The organism is Acidovorax sp. GW821-FHT10E03, from assembly GCF_059415205.1.
Genome location: NZ_JBWKMU010000003.1, coordinates 64,775 through 84,837 on the forward strand (window position 1 = coordinate 64,775; position 20,063 = coordinate 84,837).

The 20,063-nt window shown below is 69.4% G+C and carries 11 protein-coding genes; 4 read left to right on the forward strand and 7 right to left on the reverse strand.

The window, feature by feature from the left end; all coding sequences use genetic code 11:
- Nucleotides 1–750 precede the first annotated feature (750 nt).
- From AC07OD_RS06125 to AC07OD_RS06150, 6 genes are all read right to left on the reverse strand, one after another.
- Nucleotides 751–3,099 carry a penicillin-binding protein 1A gene (locus tag AC07OD_RS06125; RefSeq protein ID WP_494595662.1) on the reverse strand — a complete coding sequence of 783 codons (2,349 nt, stop codon included), beginning with the start codon at nucleotides 3,097–3,099 and terminating at the stop codon, nucleotides 751–753.
- Nucleotides 3,100–3,127: 28 nt separating this feature from the next.
- The gene (gene ligA, locus AC07OD_RS06130; RefSeq protein ID WP_494595664.1) at nucleotides 3,128–5,215 is read right to left on the reverse strand and encodes an NAD-dependent DNA ligase LigA; all 2,088 of its coding nucleotides are present in this window, start codon (nucleotides 5,213–5,215) and stop codon (nucleotides 3,128–3,130) included.
- A complete protein-coding gene (locus AC07OD_RS06135) occupies nucleotides 5,208–5,675 on the reverse strand; it encodes a GNAT family N-acetyltransferase (RefSeq protein WP_218294947.1) in 468 nt (155 codons plus the stop codon). Before AC07OD_RS06135 ends, ligA begins: the two co-directional genes overlap by 8 nt.
- Nucleotides 5,676–5,683: 8 nt before the next feature.
- The gene (locus AC07OD_RS06140; protein WP_494595666.1) at nucleotides 5,684–6,805 is read right to left on the reverse strand and encodes a cell division protein FtsZ; all 1,122 of its coding nucleotides are present in this window, start codon (nucleotides 6,803–6,805) and stop codon (nucleotides 5,684–5,686) included.
- Between the two features lie 157 nt (nucleotides 6,806–6,962).
- A complete protein-coding gene (gene smc, locus AC07OD_RS06145) occupies nucleotides 6,963–10,487 on the reverse strand; it encodes a chromosome segregation protein SMC (protein WP_494595668.1) in 3,525 nt (1,174 codons plus the stop codon).
- Nucleotides 10,488–10,775: 288 nt separating this feature from the next.
- On the reverse strand, nucleotides 10,776–13,931 hold the full coding sequence (locus AC07OD_RS06150) for a bifunctional diguanylate cyclase/phosphodiesterase (RefSeq protein ID WP_218294944.1): 3,156 nt from the start codon (nucleotides 13,929–13,931) through the stop codon (nucleotides 10,776–10,778).
- A gap of 18 nt (nucleotides 13,932–13,949) precedes the next feature.
- Between AC07OD_RS06150 and AC07OD_RS06155 the strand changes: the two genes are divergently transcribed.
- Nucleotides 13,950–14,153 carry a hypothetical protein gene (locus AC07OD_RS06155; RefSeq protein WP_218366889.1) on the forward strand — a complete coding sequence of 68 codons (204 nt, stop codon included), beginning with the start codon at nucleotides 13,950–13,952 and terminating at the stop codon, nucleotides 14,151–14,153.
- A 27-nt stretch (nucleotides 14,154–14,180) separates the two neighbouring features.
- On the opposite strand, the gene AC07OD_RS06160 is transcribed toward AC07OD_RS06155, so the two are convergent.
- Complete coding sequence (locus AC07OD_RS06160) at nucleotides 14,181–15,665, reverse strand: short-chain fatty acyl-CoA regulator family protein (RefSeq protein ID WP_492245301.1); 1,485 nt, start codon at nucleotides 15,663–15,665, stop codon at nucleotides 14,181–14,183.
- A 123-nt stretch (nucleotides 15,666–15,788) separates the two neighbouring features.
- On the opposite strand from AC07OD_RS06160, the gene AC07OD_RS06165 reads away from it, so the two are divergent.
- The 3 genes from AC07OD_RS06165 to acnD are packed head-to-tail and all read left to right on the forward strand — an operon-like array spanning nucleotide 15,789 to nucleotide 20,052.
- Nucleotides 15,789–16,193: an acyl-CoA thioesterase gene (locus AC07OD_RS06165; protein ID WP_218338539.1), complete on the forward strand. Its 405-nt coding sequence runs from the start codon at nucleotides 15,789–15,791 to the stop codon at nucleotides 16,191–16,193.
- Complete coding sequence (gene prpC / locus AC07OD_RS06170) at nucleotides 16,190–17,362, forward strand: bifunctional 2-methylcitrate synthase/citrate synthase (protein WP_494595671.1); 1,173 nt, start codon at nucleotides 16,190–16,192, stop codon at nucleotides 17,360–17,362. The genes AC07OD_RS06165 and prpC overlap by 4 nt, the downstream gene beginning before the upstream one ends.
- 53 nt (nucleotides 17,363–17,415) lie before the next feature.
- On the forward strand, nucleotides 17,416–20,052 hold the full coding sequence (acnD, locus tag AC07OD_RS06175) for a Fe/S-dependent 2-methylisocitrate dehydratase AcnD (RefSeq protein ID WP_494595673.1): 2,637 nt from the start codon (nucleotides 17,416–17,418) through the stop codon (nucleotides 20,050–20,052).
- The last annotated feature ends 11 nt before the right edge of the window (nucleotides 20,053–20,063 follow it).

Below are 20,063 nucleotides of genomic sequence, written 5' to 3' on the forward strand. Positions count from 1 at the left end.
CCGCGGGCCCCTGCGCACCTGCAGGCCCTTGCAGCCCCGTGGCGCCCGCTGGGCCCACGGGGCCGGTGGCACCCGCAGGACCGGCCGCGCCTGCAGGGCCCGCCGCTCCCGGGGCTCCCGGGGCTCCCGGGGTTCCCGGGGCGCCTGCCGCTCCGGCAGGCCCTGCGGGCCCCATCGGCCCCGTGGCGACGCCCGCCGTGCAGCCTCCCACCGCGCCGCTTGCGCTTTCAAAACAGAGCAGGCTGCCTTGTGCGGGCGCGCCAGCCAGTCCGGGCATCCGGATCCTGCCCGCATCGTCCACGCGAAAACGCACGGTCTGGGTTGCCGAATCGGTCACCACGAGGGCGCCGCCAGGTGGAGGCGTCAACCGGATATCTGCGGCCCCGCCGAGGCAGGGGGTCAGTGCAAAACCGCAAGCAAGGGCATAGCTCGGCAGCGAGAAACGAAAGCGTCTTGGAGTCATTTTCTGTGGGTCGTGGATGCACGATGGGCGGGACGCGGCGAGCTTCGGTCCCTGCCAAGGGCGACAGGACCGGTTGCAGGCACACCGCGGTGAAGGGATGAATGAAATGGGTCACGGCGGTCCCGGCGGGAGCGCCCGGCCCCAGGCAAAGCACATTTGCGGAAAATGCCCCCCCGGGGACGGCACACGTAACAATTTCATCGCCGCGCATCCTAGCGGCGGTCATGGGCTGGCGCCAGCAAAAAGTGACCGGCCCGGCCGGGACCGCGAGCCGCCCGCAGCCGTGCTCAGCCGCCCACGCGCTCTTCGGCGGGTGCCGGGGGATAGCCCGGATCGGTCGTGACGGGAGGCAGGCCCTGGCCTCCAGGCGGCCGGGGCGCAGCAGGACCCAGGGGCCACGCTGCTGGCGCGGAGGGCACCGGTGCTGGCGGTGCCGTGTCGCTGCCAAACAGCCCGCGTATCCAGTCGCGCATGACGCCGAGCGAGCTATCCGCCGGCGGGGGCGGTGGGGTGGTGTCGAACTCATCGAAGAACCGCTCCTGGCCGTCGATCACCTTGGCCCGGATCGCCTGCTGCATGAACTCGCCCACCATGGGCAGCGCGCTGCGGGCGCCCTGCCCCCAGTAGTCGCTGCGCAGCGTGATGCGGCCATCGTTGAAGCCCGCCCAGGCCCCCGCCACCACGCGGGCATGCATGAGGATGAACCAGCCATCCGTGTTGTCCTGGGTCGTGCCGGTCTTGCCCGCCACATCGGCCTGGATGCCATAGCGTGAGCGGATCGCGGTGGCGGTGCCCCTGTCCACCGCGCCGCGCATGGTGTTGCGCAGCGTCTGGGCCGCGCGGCCTTCGAAGACCGCCTCGGGCACCGGCTTCGCGAAGGTCTCGAGCACCTTGCCGTGGCGGTCCTCGATGCTGGTGATGAGCACCGGCTCCACATAGCGCCCCAGGTTCACGATGCTGCTGTAGGCCGAGATCATTTCCTTGAGCGTGACCGGGCTCGTGCCCAGCGCCAGCGATGGCACTTCCTCGAGTGGCGACTGCCGCACCCCCAGCGCCCGCGCCACTTCCGCCACGCGGGCGGGGCCGACCTGCTGCATCACCTGGGCGGTGATGGTGTTCTTGGAGAGCGCCAGTCCATCCGCCAGCGTCATGGGCTCGTCGCTCGGCGGACGCCCGTCGGTGGGGCGCCACACGCGGCCACCGCCCAGCGGTATCTCCACCGCGGCATCCATCAGCGTGTCGCCGGGCGATGCCCCCTTGGCAAAGGCCGCGCCGTACACGAAGGGCTTGAACGTGGAGCCGGGCTGGCGCCGGGCCGCCTGCACGTGGTCGAAGGGGTCCTGGGCGAAGTCGCGGCTGCCCACCCAGGCCAGCACATGGCCCGTGACGGGATCCTGCGCGAGAAACCCCGCCTGCACGCGCGTTTTCTCGAAGCGCAGCTTCTGCAGGAAGGCGTCGTCGGCCAGGAGCGCCTTGAGCGCCTCGGCGGGCTCTTCCCCCTTGTCCAGCGCGGCGCGGTATTCGCTGCTTTCGCGCACCAGGGTCTGCACCAGTTCGTTCTGGGGCCCCCAGCCATCGCGCTTGCTCCAGGCGGCATCGGCCACGCCCTGCAGCTGGCGGCCCTGGCGCGCCACGGCCTGATTGGCATAGGCCTGCAGGCGCGAGTCGATGGTGGTGCGGATCACCAGGCCATCCGAATACAGGCTGTAGCCCTTGCTGTCGGCCCAGTCGATGAGCTGCTTGCGCAGCTGGATCGCAAAGTGCGGCGCGGGACCCATGACCTCGGTCTGGCGCTCGAAGTTGACGCGCAGCGGGCGCTTTTGCAGCGTGTCGAACTGTGCCTGCTCCAGCTTGCCGCGCTTGACCATCTGCGACAGCACGGTGTTGCGCCGGGCCTGCGCACGCTCGGGGTTGAGCACGGGGTTGTAGTAGGCCGTGCCCTTGAGCATGCCGATCAGCGTGGCGCTCTCCAGCACATTGAGCTTGTCGGCCGACTTGTCGAAGTACGTGCGCGCGGCCATCTCGATGCCGAACGCGTTGTACAGGAAGGGCACGGTATTGAGGTAGGTTTCCAGGATCTCGTCCTTGGAATACGACAACTCGATCTTGACCGCCGTGATGGCCTCCTTGAGCTTGCGCGTGAGGGCCTGGGGAAACACGCGCGAGCGGCCGATCTCCTCCGGAAACAGGTTGCGCGCCAGCTGCTGCGTGATGGTGGAGCCGCCCTGCGGGGCGCCGCGCAGCGTGTGCACCACCGACGATACCGTGCGCCTCCAGTCCAGGCCGAAGTGGTCGTAGAAGCGGTGGTCCTCGGTGGCGATGAGCGCGTTCACCACATGCGGAGAAATCTTGTCGAGCTCCACCCATTCGCGATTGGCCCAGCGGTACTCGGCCAGCAGCTTTCCGTCCACCGACATGAGCTGCGCGGGCAGCTCGCTCTTGGCCTTGCGGATGTCGCTGATGGAGGGCGTGAACGGGATCAGGACCAGGGTGTACGCCAGCACCGCGGCAGGCAGCGCGAGGGCGCCCCACAGCAGCGCGCGGCGCAGCGGGCGGGGCATCCAGGCAAACAGGCCGGCCAGCCAGCGGAACAGGGCCGCGGCGCGGGCCTGGAAGGAAAGCAGCAATGTGCGCATCAAGAACTCGGAGTAAGGGGAGAGCGCCTCAGGCGCGCGGGCCCGACAGCAGCGCCAGCATGCCCGCTTCGTCCAGCACGGGCACGCCCAGCTCCTGGGCCTTGGCCAGCTTGCTGCCGGCTTCATCGCCCGCCACCACATAGCTGGTCTTCTTGCTGACCGAACCGGCCACTTTGGCGCCAGCGGCTTCCAGCATGTCCTTGGCCGCGTCGCGGCTCAAGGTCGGCAGGGTGCCGGTCAGCACCACGGTCTTGCCGGCAAGGATCTGCGGGGCGCGTTCGGCCACCGGGCCCTCGGGCCAGGTCACGCCGCAGGCGCGCAGCTGCTCAACCACCTCGCGGTTGTGCGGCTGCTGGAAGAACGTGTGCAGGCTCTGCGCCACCACCGGGCCCACATCGTTCACCTCCAGCAGCTGCTCCACGCTGGCGTCCATGATGGCGTCCAGCGTGCCAAAGTGCCGCGCCAGGTCCTTGGCCGTGGCCTCGCCCACGTGGCGCAGGCCCAGGCCGAACAGAAAACGCGGCAAGGTGGTCTGCTTGGATTTTTCGAGCGCGGCCAACACGTTCTGGGCCGACTTCTCGGCCATGCGCTCCAGCGCGATGAGGGAGGTGAGGCCCAGGCGGTACAGGTCGGGCAGCGTGCGGATCACATTGGTGTCCACCAGCTGGTCCACCAGCTTGTCGCCCAGCCCCTCGATGTCCATGGCGCGGCGCGCGGCGAAGTGCAGGATGGCCTCCTTGCGCTGCGCGGCACAGAACAGGCCGCCCGTGCAGCGGTGGTTGGCCTCGCCCTTTTCGCGCACCACGGCGCTGCCGCAGACGGGGCAGGCCTCGGGCATCTTGAAGTTGGGCACATAGCCGGTCCGGTTGCCCGGCATCACGCCCACGACTTCGGGAATCACATCGCCCGCGCGGCGCACGATGACGGTGTCGCCCACCCGAACGCCCTTCTTGCGGATCTCGAACAGGTTGTGCAGCGTGGCGTTGGTGACGGTGACGCCTCCCACGAACACGGGCGCGAGGCGCGCGACGGGCGTGATCTTGCCGGTGCGGCCCACCTGCACGTCGATGCCTTCGATCTTGGTGGCCATCTCCTGCGCCGGGTACTTGTGCGCCACGGCCCAGCGCGGCTCGCGCGTCTTGAAGCCCAGGTCGCGCTGCAGCTGCAGCGAGTTGACCTTGTAGACCACGCCATCGATGTCGTAGGGCAGCGCATCGCGGCTGCCGCCCACCTGCTGGTGAAATGCTACCAATTCCGCAGCACCCGCCGCAATCTGCACCTGCGCCGCCACCGGAAAACCCCATGACTTCAGGGTCTGCAGCATCTCGTAGTGCGTGCGGAACACCGGCCCTCCCTCGCCGGGCGGCGTGACGGCGCCCAGGCCATACGCAAAAAAGCTCAAGGGGCGCTGGGCGGTGATGTTCGAGTCCAGCTGGCGCACCGCGCCGGCTGCGGCGTTGCGCGGGTTCACGAAGGTCTTGCCGCCCTGCTCCCGCTGCCGCTCGTTGAGCGCATCGAAATCAGCGCGGCGCATGTAGACCTCGCCACGCACTTCGAGCAGCGGGGGCACGCCCTCGGGCAAGGTCAGGGGTATCTGGCGAATGGTCCGGATGTTGTGCGTCACGTCCTCGCCCACCTCGCCGTCGCCCCGCGTGGCGGCCTGCGCGAGGCGGCCGTTTTCATAGCGCAGGCTCATGGCCAGGCCATCGAACTTGGGCTCGGCCACGTATTCGATGGCGGGGTCCGATTCCGCCAGGCCCAGCTCGCGCCGCACGCGCGCATCGAACGCCTGCGCGCCGGTGGCCTCGGTGTCGGTTTCGGTGTGGATGCTGAGCATGGGCACCGCGTGGCGCACGGGCGTGAGGCCTTCCATCACCGCCCCGATCACGCGCTGCGTGGGCGAGTCGGACGTGATGAGGTCGAGGTGCGCCGTCTCCAGGGCCTGCAGCTCCCGGAACACGCGGTCGTACTCGGCATCGGGCACGGTGGGCTCGTCCAGCACGTAGTACTGGTGCGCCCAGCGGTGGAGCTGCTCGCGCAGCGCTTTGATTTTGATAGCTGCCTGCGCTTGGCTGGTCTGCGCTGCGGCCGAAAAAAGTTCTGATTGTTCAGTCATGGTGGCCCAAGCTGGGATTCCTTTTGACAAACCCCAGTTCCCTGCCGCCCGCGAAGCCCACGGATTCATAGAGCCGGTGGGCCTGCGCGCGCTGCGCGCCCGACAGCAGGAAAACCTTGCAGCAGTTCAGGGCCCAGGCCGCGTCCAGGGCGAACTCCAGCGCTGCCCGGGCCAGCCCCTGGCGCCGGAAGCGCCCGCCCGTGATGACATGCTCGACGACGCCGATGGGCATCCCGGCGCTGGCGAAATTGGGCACGAGCGCCAGCATGCAGGTCGCACCGACCTCGCCATGCCGCAGCGCCACCACCAGCCGCGCGCTGGGGGACCGCAACACGGCGCGAAAGCTGTCCAGCGATGCATCGTCGCCCAGCACAGGGTCCTGGGGCCGCAGTTCGCGGTACAGCGCCCTGACGGCGCCGTGATCGGCCTCGTGCGCCAGCCGGACCAGCGTTGCGCTCATGCGGCGGCCTAGCTGAACAGCCGGCGCGCCAGCACCGACCCCGCCGACAGGTCGCGCCCGTCGAGCTGGTCGTACAGCAGCTCCAGGTCCGAGGCGATCGGGTCCATGGCCATGGCAGGCAGCGGCTGGCCGTTCTGGTCACAGAGCACGCCGTCCATGGACTCGCACAGCGCGGCGGCGGCCTCGCGCAGGCGCGCAAAGGGTTGTTCGGTTCGGTGGACCTGCGCCACGTCCAGGCTCAGGGTGATGTCGCGGATGGCGGACTGGTCCGGGTCTTCGGCCAGTGCCGCCTGCGTGTCGTAGCCGAGCGTGAGCAATGGCGGCAGGCCTTGCGCGCCGGCCGGCAGCACCAGGCGCCCGGGCATGGCGCCCGGCACGAAGCCCACGCGCGCGGCGTTCTGCTGCACGTAGCCGGGGCTCCAGGCGGCCTGGCGCGCGCGCAGCATGAAGGCCAGTTGCGCGTCGTGGTCGCTGGCGAACTGGTCCAGCTCGCGGGCGCGGGCCACTTCCTGCAGCATGTCGGGAAAATCGGGGGCGGCATTGATGGCGTCCGCAAACGCCTGGGCCTTGACGACGAATTCCGAGAACTCGATCTCGTTGAGCGCGCCCATGCGGTTGGCAAGCTGCACGCCCGCCTGGAAGCTCTGGTAGCGCTGGCCGGGCGCCGGCGTCTCCCACTGCTGGGTGGCTTCGTTCAGGCCTTCGATCGCAAACGGCTTGCTGCCGGCCCGGCGCGTGGGAGGCAGCGCCGCCAGCGCGGCATCGCCGGACACGGACACCTCCGGCTGCAGCGGTGCGATCACGTCGATGAGCGGGTCCAGCCCGGGGCGGCGCTCCAGCGAGAACGGCGGCACGGGCATCTGCAGGGCCTCGCTGGCATCCACCGTGTGCTCGGAAGGCTCGGGCCCGCGGTCCAGGCCGTGGAAGTCCCCGGGGGGCAGGTCGGCGGCCGCGCCCGCCTCGAAACCTGGCTCCTGGCGCAGCGCGGGCTCGGCCGCGCGCTCGCGTTCCGGCTCTGGCGGCAAGGCGCGCTTGGGCGCGTTGCGGCGCGAGGTCCAGGTGTTGTAGGCCACGATGAGGGCCAGCACCAGGCCGCCGATGATGGCCAGACTCAGTTGCAATGTGCTCATAAAAGAAATTCTCGGCTAACGGCTATCCGCTCCATGGCGCAAGGGCCGCCGCGGTGAAAATGCGCGCGGCCTGTGCGCGAGACGCCGAGCAAGGGCCGCCCCGCAGCAAGGGCGTCGTCCCCCTGGGGGGAAGGTGCGAAGCGCCTCAGGGGGGTACTCATATTTCCGCCATGGAGAGGGCCGATTCCATATCGACGGCCACGATGCGCGACACGCCCTGCTCCTGCATGGTCACGCCGATCAGCTGTTCGGCCATTTCCATCGCGATCTTGTTGTGGCTGATGAACAAAAACTGCGTGCCCTTGCTCATGCTGGACACCAGCTTGGCGTAGCGCTCGGTGTTGGCGTCGTCCAGCGGCGCGTCCACCTCGTCCAGCAGGCAGAACGGCGCGGGGTTGAGCTGGAAGATGGCGAACACCAGCGCGATGGCCGTGAGAGCCTTCTCGCCGCCCGACAGCAGGTGGATGGTCTGGTTCTTCTTGCCGGGCGGCTGCGCCATCACCTGCACGCCGGAATCGAGGATTTCGTCGCCGGTGATGATGAGCTTGGCCTGGCCGCCGCCGAACAGCTCGGGGAACATGCGGCCAAAGTGCGCGTTCACGGTGTCGAAGGTGCCCGAGAGCAGCTGGCGTGTTTCACCGTCGATCTTGCGGATCGCGTCTTCCAGCGTGTTCATGGCCTCGGTCAGGTCGGCCGTCTGCGCATCGAGGAAGACCTTGCGCTCGCTGGCGAGCTTGAGTTCGTCCAGCGCGGCGAGGTTCACCGCGCCCAGGGCGGCGATCTCGCGGTGCAGGCGGTCGATTTCGCTTTGCAGACCGCCCACGCGCACATTGCCGTCGGTGATCGACTGGGCCACGGCCTCGAGGTCGGCCTGGGCGTCGGCCAGCAAGGTGGTGTACTGCTCCAGGCCCAGGCGCGCCGCCTGTTCCTTGAGCTGGAATTCGGTGATGCGGGCGCGCAGCGGGTCGAGCGCGCGTTCGAGCTGCATGCGGCGCTCGTCGCTGGCGCGCAGCTTGGTGGTGAGGTCGTCGTATTCGCTGCGCTGGGCGCCGAGCGCTTTTTCGCGCTCCATCTTCACTTCCAGTGCGGCCTGCAGGCCACCTTGCGCGGCAGCATCGGACAGGCGGGCCAGCTCGTCGCGCGCGCGCTGCTCTTCATCGGCCAGGGCCTTGGCCTGCTGCGTGGCGGTTTCGATGGAACGGTTGAGTTCGGCGCGGCGCGCTTCCAGGCTGCGTTGCGAGAACGTGGCCTCTTGCGCCTGGCGCTCCAGCGTGCGCTGCTGTTCGCGGCAGGCGGTGAGCTTGCGCTCGGCCTCGATCACACGGTCGCCCAGCTGGGCCTCGCGCTCCTGGCTGTCGGCCAGCTGCATGTCGAGTTCTTCAAAGCGCGCCTCGGCGGCCACGCGGCGTTCCTGCAGGTCGGCCAGCTGGGCCTCCACCTCGGCCAGGTCGCCGTCGATTTGCTGGCTGCGCGCGCGGGTCTGTTCGGCCAGCTGGGTCAGGCGCAGGGTCTCGACCTGCAGCTCGTGGGCGCGGCTCTGGGTTTCGGTGGCTTCGCGGCGCGCGACCACGAGGCGCTGCGAGGCATCGGCGTACGCGGCCTCGGCCCGCACCAGGGCCGTGCGCGATTCTTCGGCGATGAGCGCCTGCGCGCGCAATTCTTTTTCGAGGTGCTCGATCTCCTGCGCGCGGGCCAGCATGCCGGACTGCTCGGAGTCCTGCGCGTAAAAGCTCACGCTGTGGGCGCTGACCGCATGGCCGGTAGGAACAAACACCACCTCCCCGGGTTGCAGCGTGCCGCGGCGGCCCAGGGCTTCGTCCAGCGTGGGCGCGGTGTAGCAGCCCTGCAGCCAGTCGGTGAGCACGGCACGCAGGCCGGCATCGTTCAGGCGCAGCAGGTCCGACAGGCGGGCATGGGGGGACGATGTTTCGGGGTGGCCCGCAGCGGGAGCGCTGTAGAAGGCCAGGCGCGCGGGCGGCGCGTCGGTGCCGCCAGAGCCCAGGAAGCCGCGCACCATGTCCAGGCGCCCCACTTCCAGCGCAGCCAGGCGCTCGCGCAGCGCGGCTTCCAGCGCGTTTTCCCAGCCGGGCTCGATGTGGATGCGGCTCCACAGGCCTTGCAGGCCGTCGAGGCCGTGTTTGGCCAGCCAGGGGCGCAGCTTGCCGTCGGTCTTGACCTTTTCCTGCAGCGCCTTGAGCGCCTCCATGCGGGCCGACAGGTCGGCCTGGCGCGCGCTTTCGGTGTTCACGGCCTGCTGGCGCGCGCGGCGGTCGTCGTCGAGCTGGGGCACGGACTCCTGCAGCTCGTGCAGGCGGGCTGCCGTGGTCTCGGCGATCTCCTGCGCCTCTTCGAGCTGCTCGCGCAGGTTCGTCAGGCGGGCTTCATCGGGCGCGGCCAGTGCATTGCGGTCGGTGCGCAGGCGCTCGAAGCGGCTGTCGAGCTGGCGGCTTTGCTCGTCGATGCTGCGCTGCTCGGCGGCCAGCACGCCAATCTGCTGCTGCACCTGCACCACGCTGCTGCGCTGCTCGGCCGTGCGGCTTTGCGCCTGTCGCAGGGCTTCTTCCAGGTCGGGCAACTGCATGGCCTGCTCTTCGACCTGGGCGGCCAGGAGTTCGGCGCGTTCTTCGGCGTCCACACCGGCACCGGCCAGGTTTTCGAGCTCGATATCGGCCTCTTCCTTGCGGGTCTGCCACTGGGCGATCTGCTCTGCCAGCGTGACCAGGCGCTGCTCCACGCGCTGGCGCCCTTCGATCACGTAGCGGATCTCGGCTTCGAGCTTGCCGACCTCGGCCGTGGCCTCGTACAGCCGGCCCTGGGCCTGGTTCACCTGGTCGCCCGCCGCGTAGTGGGCCTGGCGGATGGTTTCGAGGTCGGACTCGACGGCGCGCAGGTCGGCCATGCGGGATTCGAGGTCGTTGACGGCTTGGAGGCCGTCCAGGCGCACCTTGTTCTGCTGCTCTTCGGCCTCGGCGCGCTTCAAAAACCACTGCTGGTGCTGCTTGAGCGTGGCGTCGGCCTGCAGGGTGTTGTATTTGGCGGCCACCTCGGCCTGCTTCTCGAGCTTTTCGAGGTTGGCGTTCAGCTCGCGCAGGATGTCCTCCACCCGCGTGAGGTTCTCGCGCGTGTCCGACAGGCGGTTTTCCGTCTCGCGGCGGCGCTCCTTGTACTTGGAGACGCCAGCGGCTTCTTCGAGGAACAGGCGCAGCTCTTCGGGGCGCGACTCGATGATGCGGCTGATGGTGCCCTGGCCGATGATGGCGTAGGCGCGCGGCCCCAGGCCCGTGCCCAGGAACACGTCCTGCACGTCGCGGCGGCGCACGGGCTGGTTGTTCAGGTAGTAGCTGCTGGTGCCGTCGCGCGTGAGCACGCGCCGCACCGCGACCTCGCCGTACTGGCCCCACTGGCCGCCCGCGCGGTGGTCGGAGTTGTCGAACACCAGCTCCACACTGGCGCGGCTGGCCTGCTTGCGGGTGGTGGTGCCGCTGAAGATCACGTCCTGCATGGACTCGCCACGCAACTCGCTGGCCTTGCTCTCGCCCAGCACCCAGCGCACCGCATCCATGATGTTGGACTTGCCGCAGCCGTTCGGGCCCACCACACCGACCAGTTGCCCGGGCAGCATGAAATTGGTGGGTTCAGCGAACGACTTGAAACCGGAAAGCTTGATCGAGGTAAGACGCACGGGTCAGGGAACGGGCAAAAAGAGGATGAAGGCAGGGATGCAAAAGTGGCGCCAGGCGGACGTTCCGGGCCGGAACACCCAGGCCGCAGCAAGGGCGGAATGATACCGCGCCGCCTGCAGCCCCCCGGCCCCCGGCTGACGGGCAGGGGCACACGGCCGGGGTGCAGCGCAAACATTTGGCAAAAACCAGCCATTGCGCTTATCCCGCCTTGATTTCATGCTATCGATTTTGACAGATCCTGTACCAGCAGGGTGGCGGGCGGGCTGGTGCGGGCCGGTGTGCCAGGGCTACGCGTGCTGCGCGCCCGTCCCATTCGTTTTGCGCACCAGCGCCTCGAACTCGGCCACCGGCACGGGCGGGCTGAACAGGTAGCCCTGCCAGGCGTGGCAGTGGTGGCGCTCCAGAAACTCGCGCTGGGCCTCGGTTTCCACCCCTTCGGCGATCACGCGCAGGCCCAGGCTGGTGCCCAGCGCCACCACGGTGCGGGCGATGGCGGCGTCGTTGGGGTCGGTGAGCACGTCGCGCACGAAGCTCTGGTCGATCTTGAGCTGGTCCAGCGGCAGGCGCTTGAGGTAGGCCAGCGACGAGTACCCCGTGCCAAAGTCGTCCAGCGAGAAGCCCACGCCGTAGCCCTTGAGCTGGCCCATCTTCTCGATGGTGTCTTCCACGTCGTCCAGCAGCAGGCCCTCGGTCATCTCCAGCTTGAGCTGGTGCCCCTGGGCGCCCGAGCTGGCCAGCGCGGCCAGGACCTGGGCCACGAAATCGCCCTGGTGGAACTGGCGCGGGCTCACGTTCACCGCCAGGCTCAGCACGGCCAGCTCGGGCTGCGCGGCCCAGCGGGCCAGGCACCCGCAGGCCACCTGCAGCACCCATTCGCCCAGCGGGAGGATCAGGCCCGTCTCCTCCGCCAGCGGGATGAAATGCGCGGGGGAGACAAAACCGTCGCGTGGATGGCGCCAGCGCAGCAGCGCCTCGGCACCGGTGATGCGGCCCCGGTCGATCTGCGGCTGGTAGTACAGCTCGAACTGGCCCTGTGCCAGGCCAATGCGCATGTCGCGCTCCAGCGCGGCCCGTGCGCTCACGGCGGCCTGCATCTGGGGGTCGTAGAAGCGCAGCGTGTCGCGGCCGGCGTTCTTGGCCTGGTAGAGCGCCAGGTCGGCGCGCTTGAGCAGTTCGTCCACGGTCTCGCGCATGCCGCTGAAGATGGTGACGCCCATGCTCAGCGAGCTGTGGTGCGCGGTGCCGTTGAGCATGTAGGGCTCGCGCAGGGTGGCCAGGATGCGCTGGCCCACTTCTTCGCTGCGGGCCGCGGCCTCCTCGGGGTTGTCGCCCAGGTCTTCCAGCACCACGACGAATTCGTCGCCTCCCTGGCGGGCGACGGTGTCGTCCTCGTGCACGCAGCCGCGCAGGCGGTGCGCCACCTGCAGCAGCAGGTGGTCGCCGCTGTCATGGCCCCGGGTTTCATTGAGTGTCTTGAAGTTGTCCAGGTCGAGCAGCAGCAAGGCGCCGCTGCGCCCGTGGCGGGCACTGGTGGCCAGCGCCTGCTGCAGCCGGTCCATGAGCAGGCGGCGGTTGGGCAGGCGCGTGAGCGGGTCGTAGTAGGCCAGGTGGTTGATCTCCTCCTCGGCCGCCTTGCGCTGGCTCAGGTCCTGCATGGTGACCAGGTGCCCGCCTTCCACCTGCACCCCCGAGACTTCGACGGGGCGCAATTGCCCGTCATGGCAGCGGATGAGGTACTCGGCGCCGGGGATCACGCCGTCGCCGGCCTGGGCGCTCTGCGCCGCCTCGCGCCAGCCCTGGCGCACGGTTTCGCGCTCCTCGCGCTCCGGGAACGCGCGCTCCCACCAGGTGTCCACGTCGGGCACCTCGGCCTCGGTGTACCCGCAGATCTGCACGTAGCGCTGGTTGCGAAAGCTGATGCGCCCGTCGGGCTGCACCAGGCACAGGCCCATGGGCAGGCGCTCCAGAATGCCCCGCAGCCGGTGTTCGTTGGTGCGCAGGGTGTCCTCCATGCGCTTGCGCGAGGTGATGTCCTGCACCACGGCGATGTGGTGGTCGGGCGTGGCCCCGGGCACCCACATCGGCGACACGGTGAGGTCGACCCACACCGAATGGCCGCGCTTGTGGATGTAGCGCTTTTCCAGCCGGTATTCGGGCACCTCCCCTGACTTGAGGCGCTCCAGGTGCTGCGCGTCCGTCTCCAGGTCGTCGGGGTGCGTGATGGCCCGGATGTTGAGCTCCTGCATCTCCTCGGGGCTGTAGCCCACGATGTCGCCATAGCGCTGGTTGGCGCGCAGGAACCGGCCGGTGGAGGTGTCCAGCAGCGCGACCCCCACGCTGGCCTGGTTGAACAGGGCGCGAAAACGCTCCTCGCTCTCGTGGCGGGCCTCGTCCGACGCCTGCGCGCGCACCAGCGCCATGGTGCGCTGGCGCACCAGCAGCCCGACCGTGGAAGCCAGCAGGAGGGACACCAGGATGCCCCCCAGCCCCGCCAGGACCGGCAGCCGCGCCTCGGACGGCGAGAGGAACGAGCGCGCGGGATGGAAGGTCAGGCGCCAGCGCCGGTCGTGCACGAGCAGGTCGCGCACAAACGGCTGCGCATCGGGCAGCGCCGCCGACGACTGCGCCAGCAGGGGCCGGACGGTGGTGTCGGTGGAGCCCGCGCGCACCGAGCCATGGTCCTCCATCGACACGGCAATGCCGTTGAGCAGGCCCTGGCTCCCCAGCGCCTGCACCAGGTCGAACACCCGGATGGTGGACGCCACCGCGCCCAGGAAGCGCGGCTCCGGCGTGCCCGCCGTGTAGTCGAACACCGGCACGCGGATCACGAAGCCCGCGCGGTGCTTGTCCTCCTGCAGCAGGTCGAACGGGGCCGAGGCCACCGTGTGGCCGCTGTCCCGGCTGTACTGCATGGCGGCCAGGTTGGTGGGCTGGGCGCTGATGTCCAGGCCCAGCACGCTTTCATTGCCCGCCATGGGCCACAGGTACTCGGCCACGAAATACTCGGCCCGCTCGCCCGGTGGCCGGATGGCGAAGTCGGGGTAGCCGTGGGTGGACAGCGAGGTGTCGGCGCGCACCCGGGCTTCATAGGCGGCTCGCTCGGCGCCCGGCACCCAGCGGGTGAACGACAGGTTGCGCACGCCGGGATACCGCTGGCCCACTTCCAGGTCGCTCGCCGCGCGCTCGAACTCCGCGCGGGTCAGGTGCGGATTGGCCGTGAACAGGCCGCGCAGGCCGTTGACGACTTCGGTATGCCCCTCGATCCGCTGGCTCAGCGCGTCAGCGAACGCGCGGGCCTCCTGCATGAACCGGGTCTGCCCGGCCTGGGCCACCGAGTCGGCCTGCTGCCAGGCCAGCCACAGGCTGACCGCCACGCCCAGCACGGCCACGCCCAGCCCGGCCAGCCAGTGCCGATAGCGACCGTCTGGCGTCAAGGAAGCCATGGCAGGAAACGGGTGGGCATGCAGAATCAGAACAGCGTCTGGGCCGTGGTGGTGGGTGGTGTTGCGGTGGGTTGTTGGCCGCGCCAGGGCCCGGCCGCAAGGCGCAGGATAGCGGCAATCCGCAGCCCTTTGGAGCAACCTGCGGCAGAACAACTGGTTACCAATGAGTTATTTGGTGGAAAGTGCCGTCAGCGCAACACCCTCATGCGCCAGCAGCTATGAATTGATGAGCACATTTCATAACCTGCGTCAGGACGCCGGCCCCGTGCGGCTGTCGGCCACGGGGTACGGCGCGAACCGGCTCCAGTTCTCGTTCACGTCCAGCGCCCGGCCAATGGGAGGAAACGCGCGCTGCGGGCAGGCGTCGCGCTCGCACACCTTGCAGCCCATGCCGATGGGCACGCCCCCGTGCGGGTTCGCGAGATCCAGTCCCTGCGAATACACCAGCTGCGGCGCGTGGCGGACATCGCAGCCCAGCGCCACCGAGAACTCCTTGCCCGGCGCCCCCCAGCCGCCGCCGCCGCGCGAGACCGTGCGCGCCACCCACAGGTAGGCGCGGCCGTCGGGCATGCGCGCCAGCTGGGGCACGATGCGCCCGGGCTGGGCAAACGCCTCGTACACGTTCCACAGCGGGCAGGTGCCGCCGATCTTGCTGAAGTGAAAGTGCGTCGCCGACTGGCGCTTGGAGATGTTGCCCGCCCGGTCCACCCGCACGAAGAAGAACGGCACCCCGCGCGCGCTGGGTCGCTGCAGGGTGGACAAGCGGTGGCACACCGTCTCGAACCCCACGCCGAACTGGTGGCCCAGCCGGTCCAGGTCGTAGCGCACGGCTTCGGCCGCGCGCAGGAAGGCCGTGTACGGCAGCACCAGGGCCCCCGCAAAGTAGTTCGCCAGGCCGATGCGCGCCAGCGCCCGGGCCTGGTCGCCGGACAGTCCCGCGCCGTCGGCGATGCGCCGCAGCAGCGGCCCCTGCTCTAGGAACGCCAGCTGCGTCGCCATCTGGAAGGCGCGCTGGCCCGGCTCCAGCCCCGCGGCGAGCTTCAGCACCCGCGTCCCGGGCTCGAAGACGCGCTGCGCGTTGCCCGGCAGCGCATCCGCCGCGCTGCCCACCCGCACGCCATGGGCGGCCAGCAGCCGCTCCGCCAGGCCCTCGTCCGAGCGCCCGGGCTGCAGCGACCAATCGGCGGCGCACTGCTCCGCCGCGTCGTCCAGCTCGGCAATATGGTTCTGCCGGGCAAAGAAAAAGTCGCGCACCTCTTCGTATGCCATGGGGGGGTGGCCTTGCAGCGGCGGCATGCCGCGCTCGTCGCCCAGGCCCCACTGCGCATTGAGCGCGCCCAGGGCTTCCAGCCGCTCCAGGGCCTGCCGGTGGCGCTGGTGCAATGCCAGCAAGGTGCGGGCCACGGCGGGCATCCCGGCGGCCAGCTCCCGGATTTCGGCCAGCGAGACGGCATCGCCCGCCCCCTCCCCGCCCAGGCCCGCGGGGAGGTCGGCCAGCACCTCGCGCAGGCCCGTGATGAGGCGCGCCTCGTCGTCGTCCGAAAAGCGCTGCACATCCACGCCGAACACCGCGTTGATCTTGAGCAGCACCGGCACCGTGAGGGGCCGCTGGTTCTGCTCCAGCTGGTTGAGGTAGCTGGCCGACAGGTCCAGCGCGCGTGCCAGCGCAACCTGCGTCATGCCGCGTTCTTCGCGCAGGCGGCGCAGGCGCACGCCCATGAAGGTTTTTCTCATCGCAAGGTCCAGGGGTCAAGAAGATGAATATTTGCAATATTTGCAAATCATCCAGAAATACTTCGCAATCATTCGCCGATTCAGGGGTGGTGCCGCGAATCCCGGGTGCGTACATTGCGAATCATGCACCAAGCGACCCACCCGCACCAGCCCCCCGGCACCCAGGCGTTCACCGAAATGGTGTTCCCCGGACGCACCAACCACTACGGCACCCTGTTTGGCGGCCAGGCGCTGCTGCTCATGGGCCAGGCCGCTTTCGTCACGGCCAGCCGGCATGCGCGCAGCGCCGTGGTGATGGCGCGCTGCGGCGGCGTGGACTTTCTGGCGCCCGTGCCCCAGGGGCAGGCGCTGGAACTCCAGGCCCGCGTGGTGCGCACCGGTGCCAGCTCAATGACCGTGCAGGTCGAAGGCGCGGCACATGACCTGGCCTCGGGGCGGCACCTGCCCGCCCTGTGCGGCACGTTTGAAATGGTGGCCGTGGACGCCACGGGCCGCCCCACCCCTTTTTCCCCGATGGAGACACCATGAGCGATACCGCAACCCCGAGCACCAGCGCACCCGCGGGCTTCAGGCCCAAGAAATCCGTCGCCCTGTCGGGCGTGACCGCCGGCAATACGGCGCTGTGCACCGTGGGCCGCACGGGCAACGACCTGCACTACCGTGGCTACGACATCCTGGACATCGCCGATGTCTGCGAGTTCGAGGAGATCGCCCACCTGCTGGTGCACGGCAAGCTGCCCACCGCCGCCGAACTGCGCGGCTACAAGGCACGCCTGAAAGCGCTGCGCGGCCTGCCGGCCAATGTGAAGGAGGCGCTGGAGCAGCTGCCCGCCAGCAGCCACCCCATGGACGTGATGCGCACAGGCGTGTCGGCCCTGGGCTGCGTGCTGCCCGAGAAGGACGGGCACCACACGCCCGGCGCGCGCGACATCGCCGACCGGCTGATGGCATCGCTCGGCTCGATGCTGCTGTACTGGTACCACTGGTCCACCCAGGGCAAGCGCATCGAGGTGGAGACGGACGACGACTCCATCGGCGCGCACTTCCTGCACCTGCTGCACGGCCAAAAGCCGCCCGCCGCGTGGGAGCGCGCCATGCACACCTCGCTGAACCTGTACGCGGAGCACGAGTTCAACGCTTCCACCTTCACCGCGCGCGTGGTGGCCGGCACCGGCAGCGACATGTACTCGTGCGTCACCGGCGCCATCGGCGCGCTGCGCGGGCCCAAGCACGGCGGCGCCAACGAGGTGGCCTTCGAGATCCAGAAGCGCTACGACAACGCCGACGAGGCCGAGTCCGACATCCGCCGCCGGGTGGAGGCCAAGGAGGTGGTGATCGGTTTCGGCCACCCGGTCTACACCGTGAGCGACCCGCGCAACGAGGTCATCAAGCGCGTGGCGCGCCAGCTCTCCGAGGAGGCCGGCAGCACCAAGATGTTCGACATCGCCGAGCGGCTGGAGTCGGTGATGTGGGAGGCCAAGAAGATGTTTCCCAACCTCGACTGGTTCAGCGCCGTGAGCTACCACATGATGGGCGTGCCCACCGCGATGTTCACGCCGCTGTTCGTCATCGCGCGCACCAGCGGCTGGGCCGCGCACATCATCGAGCAGCGCATCGACAACAAGATCATCCGCCCGAGCGCGCACTACACCGGCCCGGACGACCTGCAGTTCGTGCCCATTCAGGACCGCAAGTAAATTCGCCCCCCAACGGCGACGGACGGTGCCACCGTCCGCGCCCGCCCCACGCCATGAACACCCTCTTCCGCAAGAACCTGCCCGGTACCGATCTGGACTATTTCGACGCCCGCGAAGCCGTCGAGGCGCTGCAGCCCGGCGCCTGGAACCGCCTGCCCTACACCGCGCGCGTGCACGCCGAGAACATCGTGCGCCGGGCCGACCCTGCCATCGTCGGCGAGTGCCTGGTGCAGATCATCGAACGCAGGCGCGAACGCGACTTTCCGTGGTTTCCGGCACGCGTGGCCTGCCACGACATCCTCGGGCAGACCGCGCTGGTGGACCTGGCGGGCCTGCGCGACGCCATCGCGGCCCAGGGCGGCGACCCGGCCCAGGTGAACCCCGTGGTGCCCGTGCAGCTCATCGTGGACCACTCGCTGGCCGTGGAGTGCGGCGGCTTCGACCCCCATGCATTCGAAAAGAACCGCGCCATCGAGGACCGCCGCAACGAGGACCGGTTCCACTTCATCGAGTGGACGAAAAAAGCGTTTTCCAACGTCCAGGTCATCCCCGCGGGCAACGGCATCATGCACCAGATCAACCTGGAGAAGATGTCGCCCGTGGTCCATGCGGACAACGGCGTGGCCTATCCCGACACCTGCGTGGGCACCGACAGCCACACGCCGCACGTGGATGCCCTGGGCGTGGTCGCCATCGGCGTGGGCGGCCTGGAGGCCGAGAACGTGATGCTGGGCCGCGCCAGCTGGATGCGCCTGCCCGAAATCGTGGGCGTCAAGCTCACCGGCCAGCGCCAGGACGGCATCACCGCCACCGACGTGGTGCTGGCCCTGACCGAGTTCCTGCGCAAGTCCAGGGTGGTGGGGGCCTACCTGGAGTTTCATGGCGAAGGCGCGGCCAGGCTGACCATTGGCGACCGCGCGACCATCTCGAACATGGCCCCCGAATACGGCGCCACCGCCGCCATGTTCAGCATCGACGCGCAGACGCTGGAGTACCTGACCCTCACGGGCCGCGCGGCGGAGCAGGTCAGGCTGGTCGAGACCTACGCGAAGCACGCCGGCCTGTGGTCGGACTCGCTCAGGGAGGCCGTGTACGAACGCCATCTGGAGTTCGACCTGTCCAGCGTGGTGCGCAACCTGGCGGGCCCGTCGAACCCGCATGCGCGCGTGGCCACCGCCGATCTGGCGGCCAAGGGCATCGCGGGCGCCTGGCGCATGCCCACGCCGGAAGAAGGCACGATGCCCGACGGCGCCGTGATCATCGCGGCCATCACGAGCTGCACCAACACCTCCAACCCGCGCAACGTGATCGCCGCCGCCCTGCTCGCCCGCAATGCGAACCGGCTGGGCCTGGCGCGCAAGCCCTGGGTCAAGACCTCGCTGGCCCCCGGCTCCAGGGCCGTGGAGCTGTACCTGAAGGAAGCAGGCCTGCTGCAGGACCTCGAAAAGCTGGGCTTCGGCATCGTGGCCTTCGCCTGCACCACCTGCAACGGCATGAGCGGCGCGCTCGATCCGGCCATCCAGCAGGAGATCATCGGCCGCGGCCTCTACACGGCCGCCGTGCTCTCGGGCAACCGCAACTTCGACGGGCGCATCCACCCCTATGCCCGGCAGGCGTTCCTGGCCTCGCCGCCGCTGGTCGTGGCCTATGCGATCGCGGGCACGGTGCGGTTCGACATCGAGAACGACGTGCTCACGGTGGTGGACGGCAAGCCCGTGCGCCTGAGGGACATCTGGCCCGCCGACGAGGAAATCGACGCCGTCGTGAAGGCCGCCGTGAAGCCCGCACAGTACCGCGCCGTGTACGAACCGATGTTCGCCATCCGGCACGACGACGGCCAGCGCGTATCGCCGCAGTACGGCTGGCGGGCGCAGTCCACCTACATCCGCCGCCCGCCCTACTGGGACACCGAAGGCGTGGGCGCGCTGGCCGCGAACCCGCGCACCTTGAAGGGCATGCGGGCGCTGGCCCTCCTGCCGGACAACATCACCACCGACCACCTCTCGCCCTCCAACGCCATCCTGCCCGACAGCGCGGCCGGAGAGTACCTGCACAGCATGGGCCTGCCCGAGGAGGACTTCAACTCCTACGCCACCCACCGCGGCGACCACCTCACCGCCATGCGCGCCACGTTCGCCAACCCGCAGCTCGTCAACGAGATGGCCGTGGTGGATGGCCAGGTCCGCAAGGGCTCGCTCGCCCGGGTGGAGCCCGAAGGCCAGGTCATGCGCATGTGGGAGGCCATCGAAACCTACCTGCACCGCCGCCAGCCGCTGATCATCATCGCCGGCGCCGATTACGGCCAGGGCTCCAGCCGCGACTGGGCCGCCAAGGGCGTGCGCCTGGCGGGCGTCGAAACCGTGGTGGCCGAGGGCTTCGAGCGCATCCACCGCACCAACCTGATCGGCATGGGCGTGCTGCCGCTGGAGTTCAAGGACGGCACCACGCGGCGGACCCTGGGGCTCGACGGCACCGAAACCTACGACGTGCAAGGCCAGCCGCAGCCACGCGCCACGCTCATGCTCGTCATCCGGCGCAAGAATGGCGAGGTGGTGAACGTGCCCATGGCCTGCCGCCTGGACACCGCCGAGGAAGTCTCCGTGTACGAAGCGGGCGGCGTGCTGCAGCGCTTCGCCCAGGACTTCCTGGCCCAGAATGTCAAGCAAAAACAGCCCCTGGCGCAGTCATGACAAGCGCTGAC

Coding starts and splice junctions, on each gene's coding strand:
- acnD (WP_494595673.1), top strand. CDS start 17,416: ATGAACACCCTCTTCCGCAAGAACCTGCCCGGTACCGATCTGGACTAT.
- AC07OD_RS06135 (WP_218294947.1), bottom strand. CDS start 5,675: ATGAGCGCAACGCTGGTCCGGCTGGCGCACGAGGCCGATCACGGCGCC.
- AC07OD_RS06125 (WP_494595662.1), bottom strand. CDS start 3,099: ATGCGCACATTGCTGCTTTCCTTCCAGGCCCGCGCCGCGGCCCTGTTC.
- prpC (WP_494595671.1), top strand. CDS start 16,190: ATGAGCGATACCGCAACCCCGAGCACCAGCGCACCCGCGGGCTTCAGG.
- AC07OD_RS06140 (WP_494595666.1), bottom strand. CDS start 6,805: ATGAGCACATTGCAACTGAGTCTGGCCATCATCGGCGGCCTGGTGCTG.
- AC07OD_RS06160 (WP_492245301.1), bottom strand. CDS start 15,665: ATGAGAAAAACCTTCATGGGCGTGCGCCTGCGCCGCCTGCGCGAAGAA.
- ligA (WP_494595664.1), bottom strand. CDS start 5,215: ATGACTGAACAATCAGAACTTTTTTCGGCCGCAGCGCAGACCAGCCAA.
- AC07OD_RS06150 (WP_218294944.1), bottom strand. CDS start 13,931: ATGGCTTCCTTGACGCCAGACGGTCGCTATCGGCACTGGCTGGCCGGG.
- AC07OD_RS06155 (WP_218366889.1), top strand. CDS start 13,950: ATGCAGAATCAGAACAGCGTCTGGGCCGTGGTGGTGGGTGGTGTTGCG.
- AC07OD_RS06165 (WP_218338539.1), top strand. CDS start 15,789: ATGCACCAAGCGACCCACCCGCACCAGCCCCCCGGCACCCAGGCGTTC.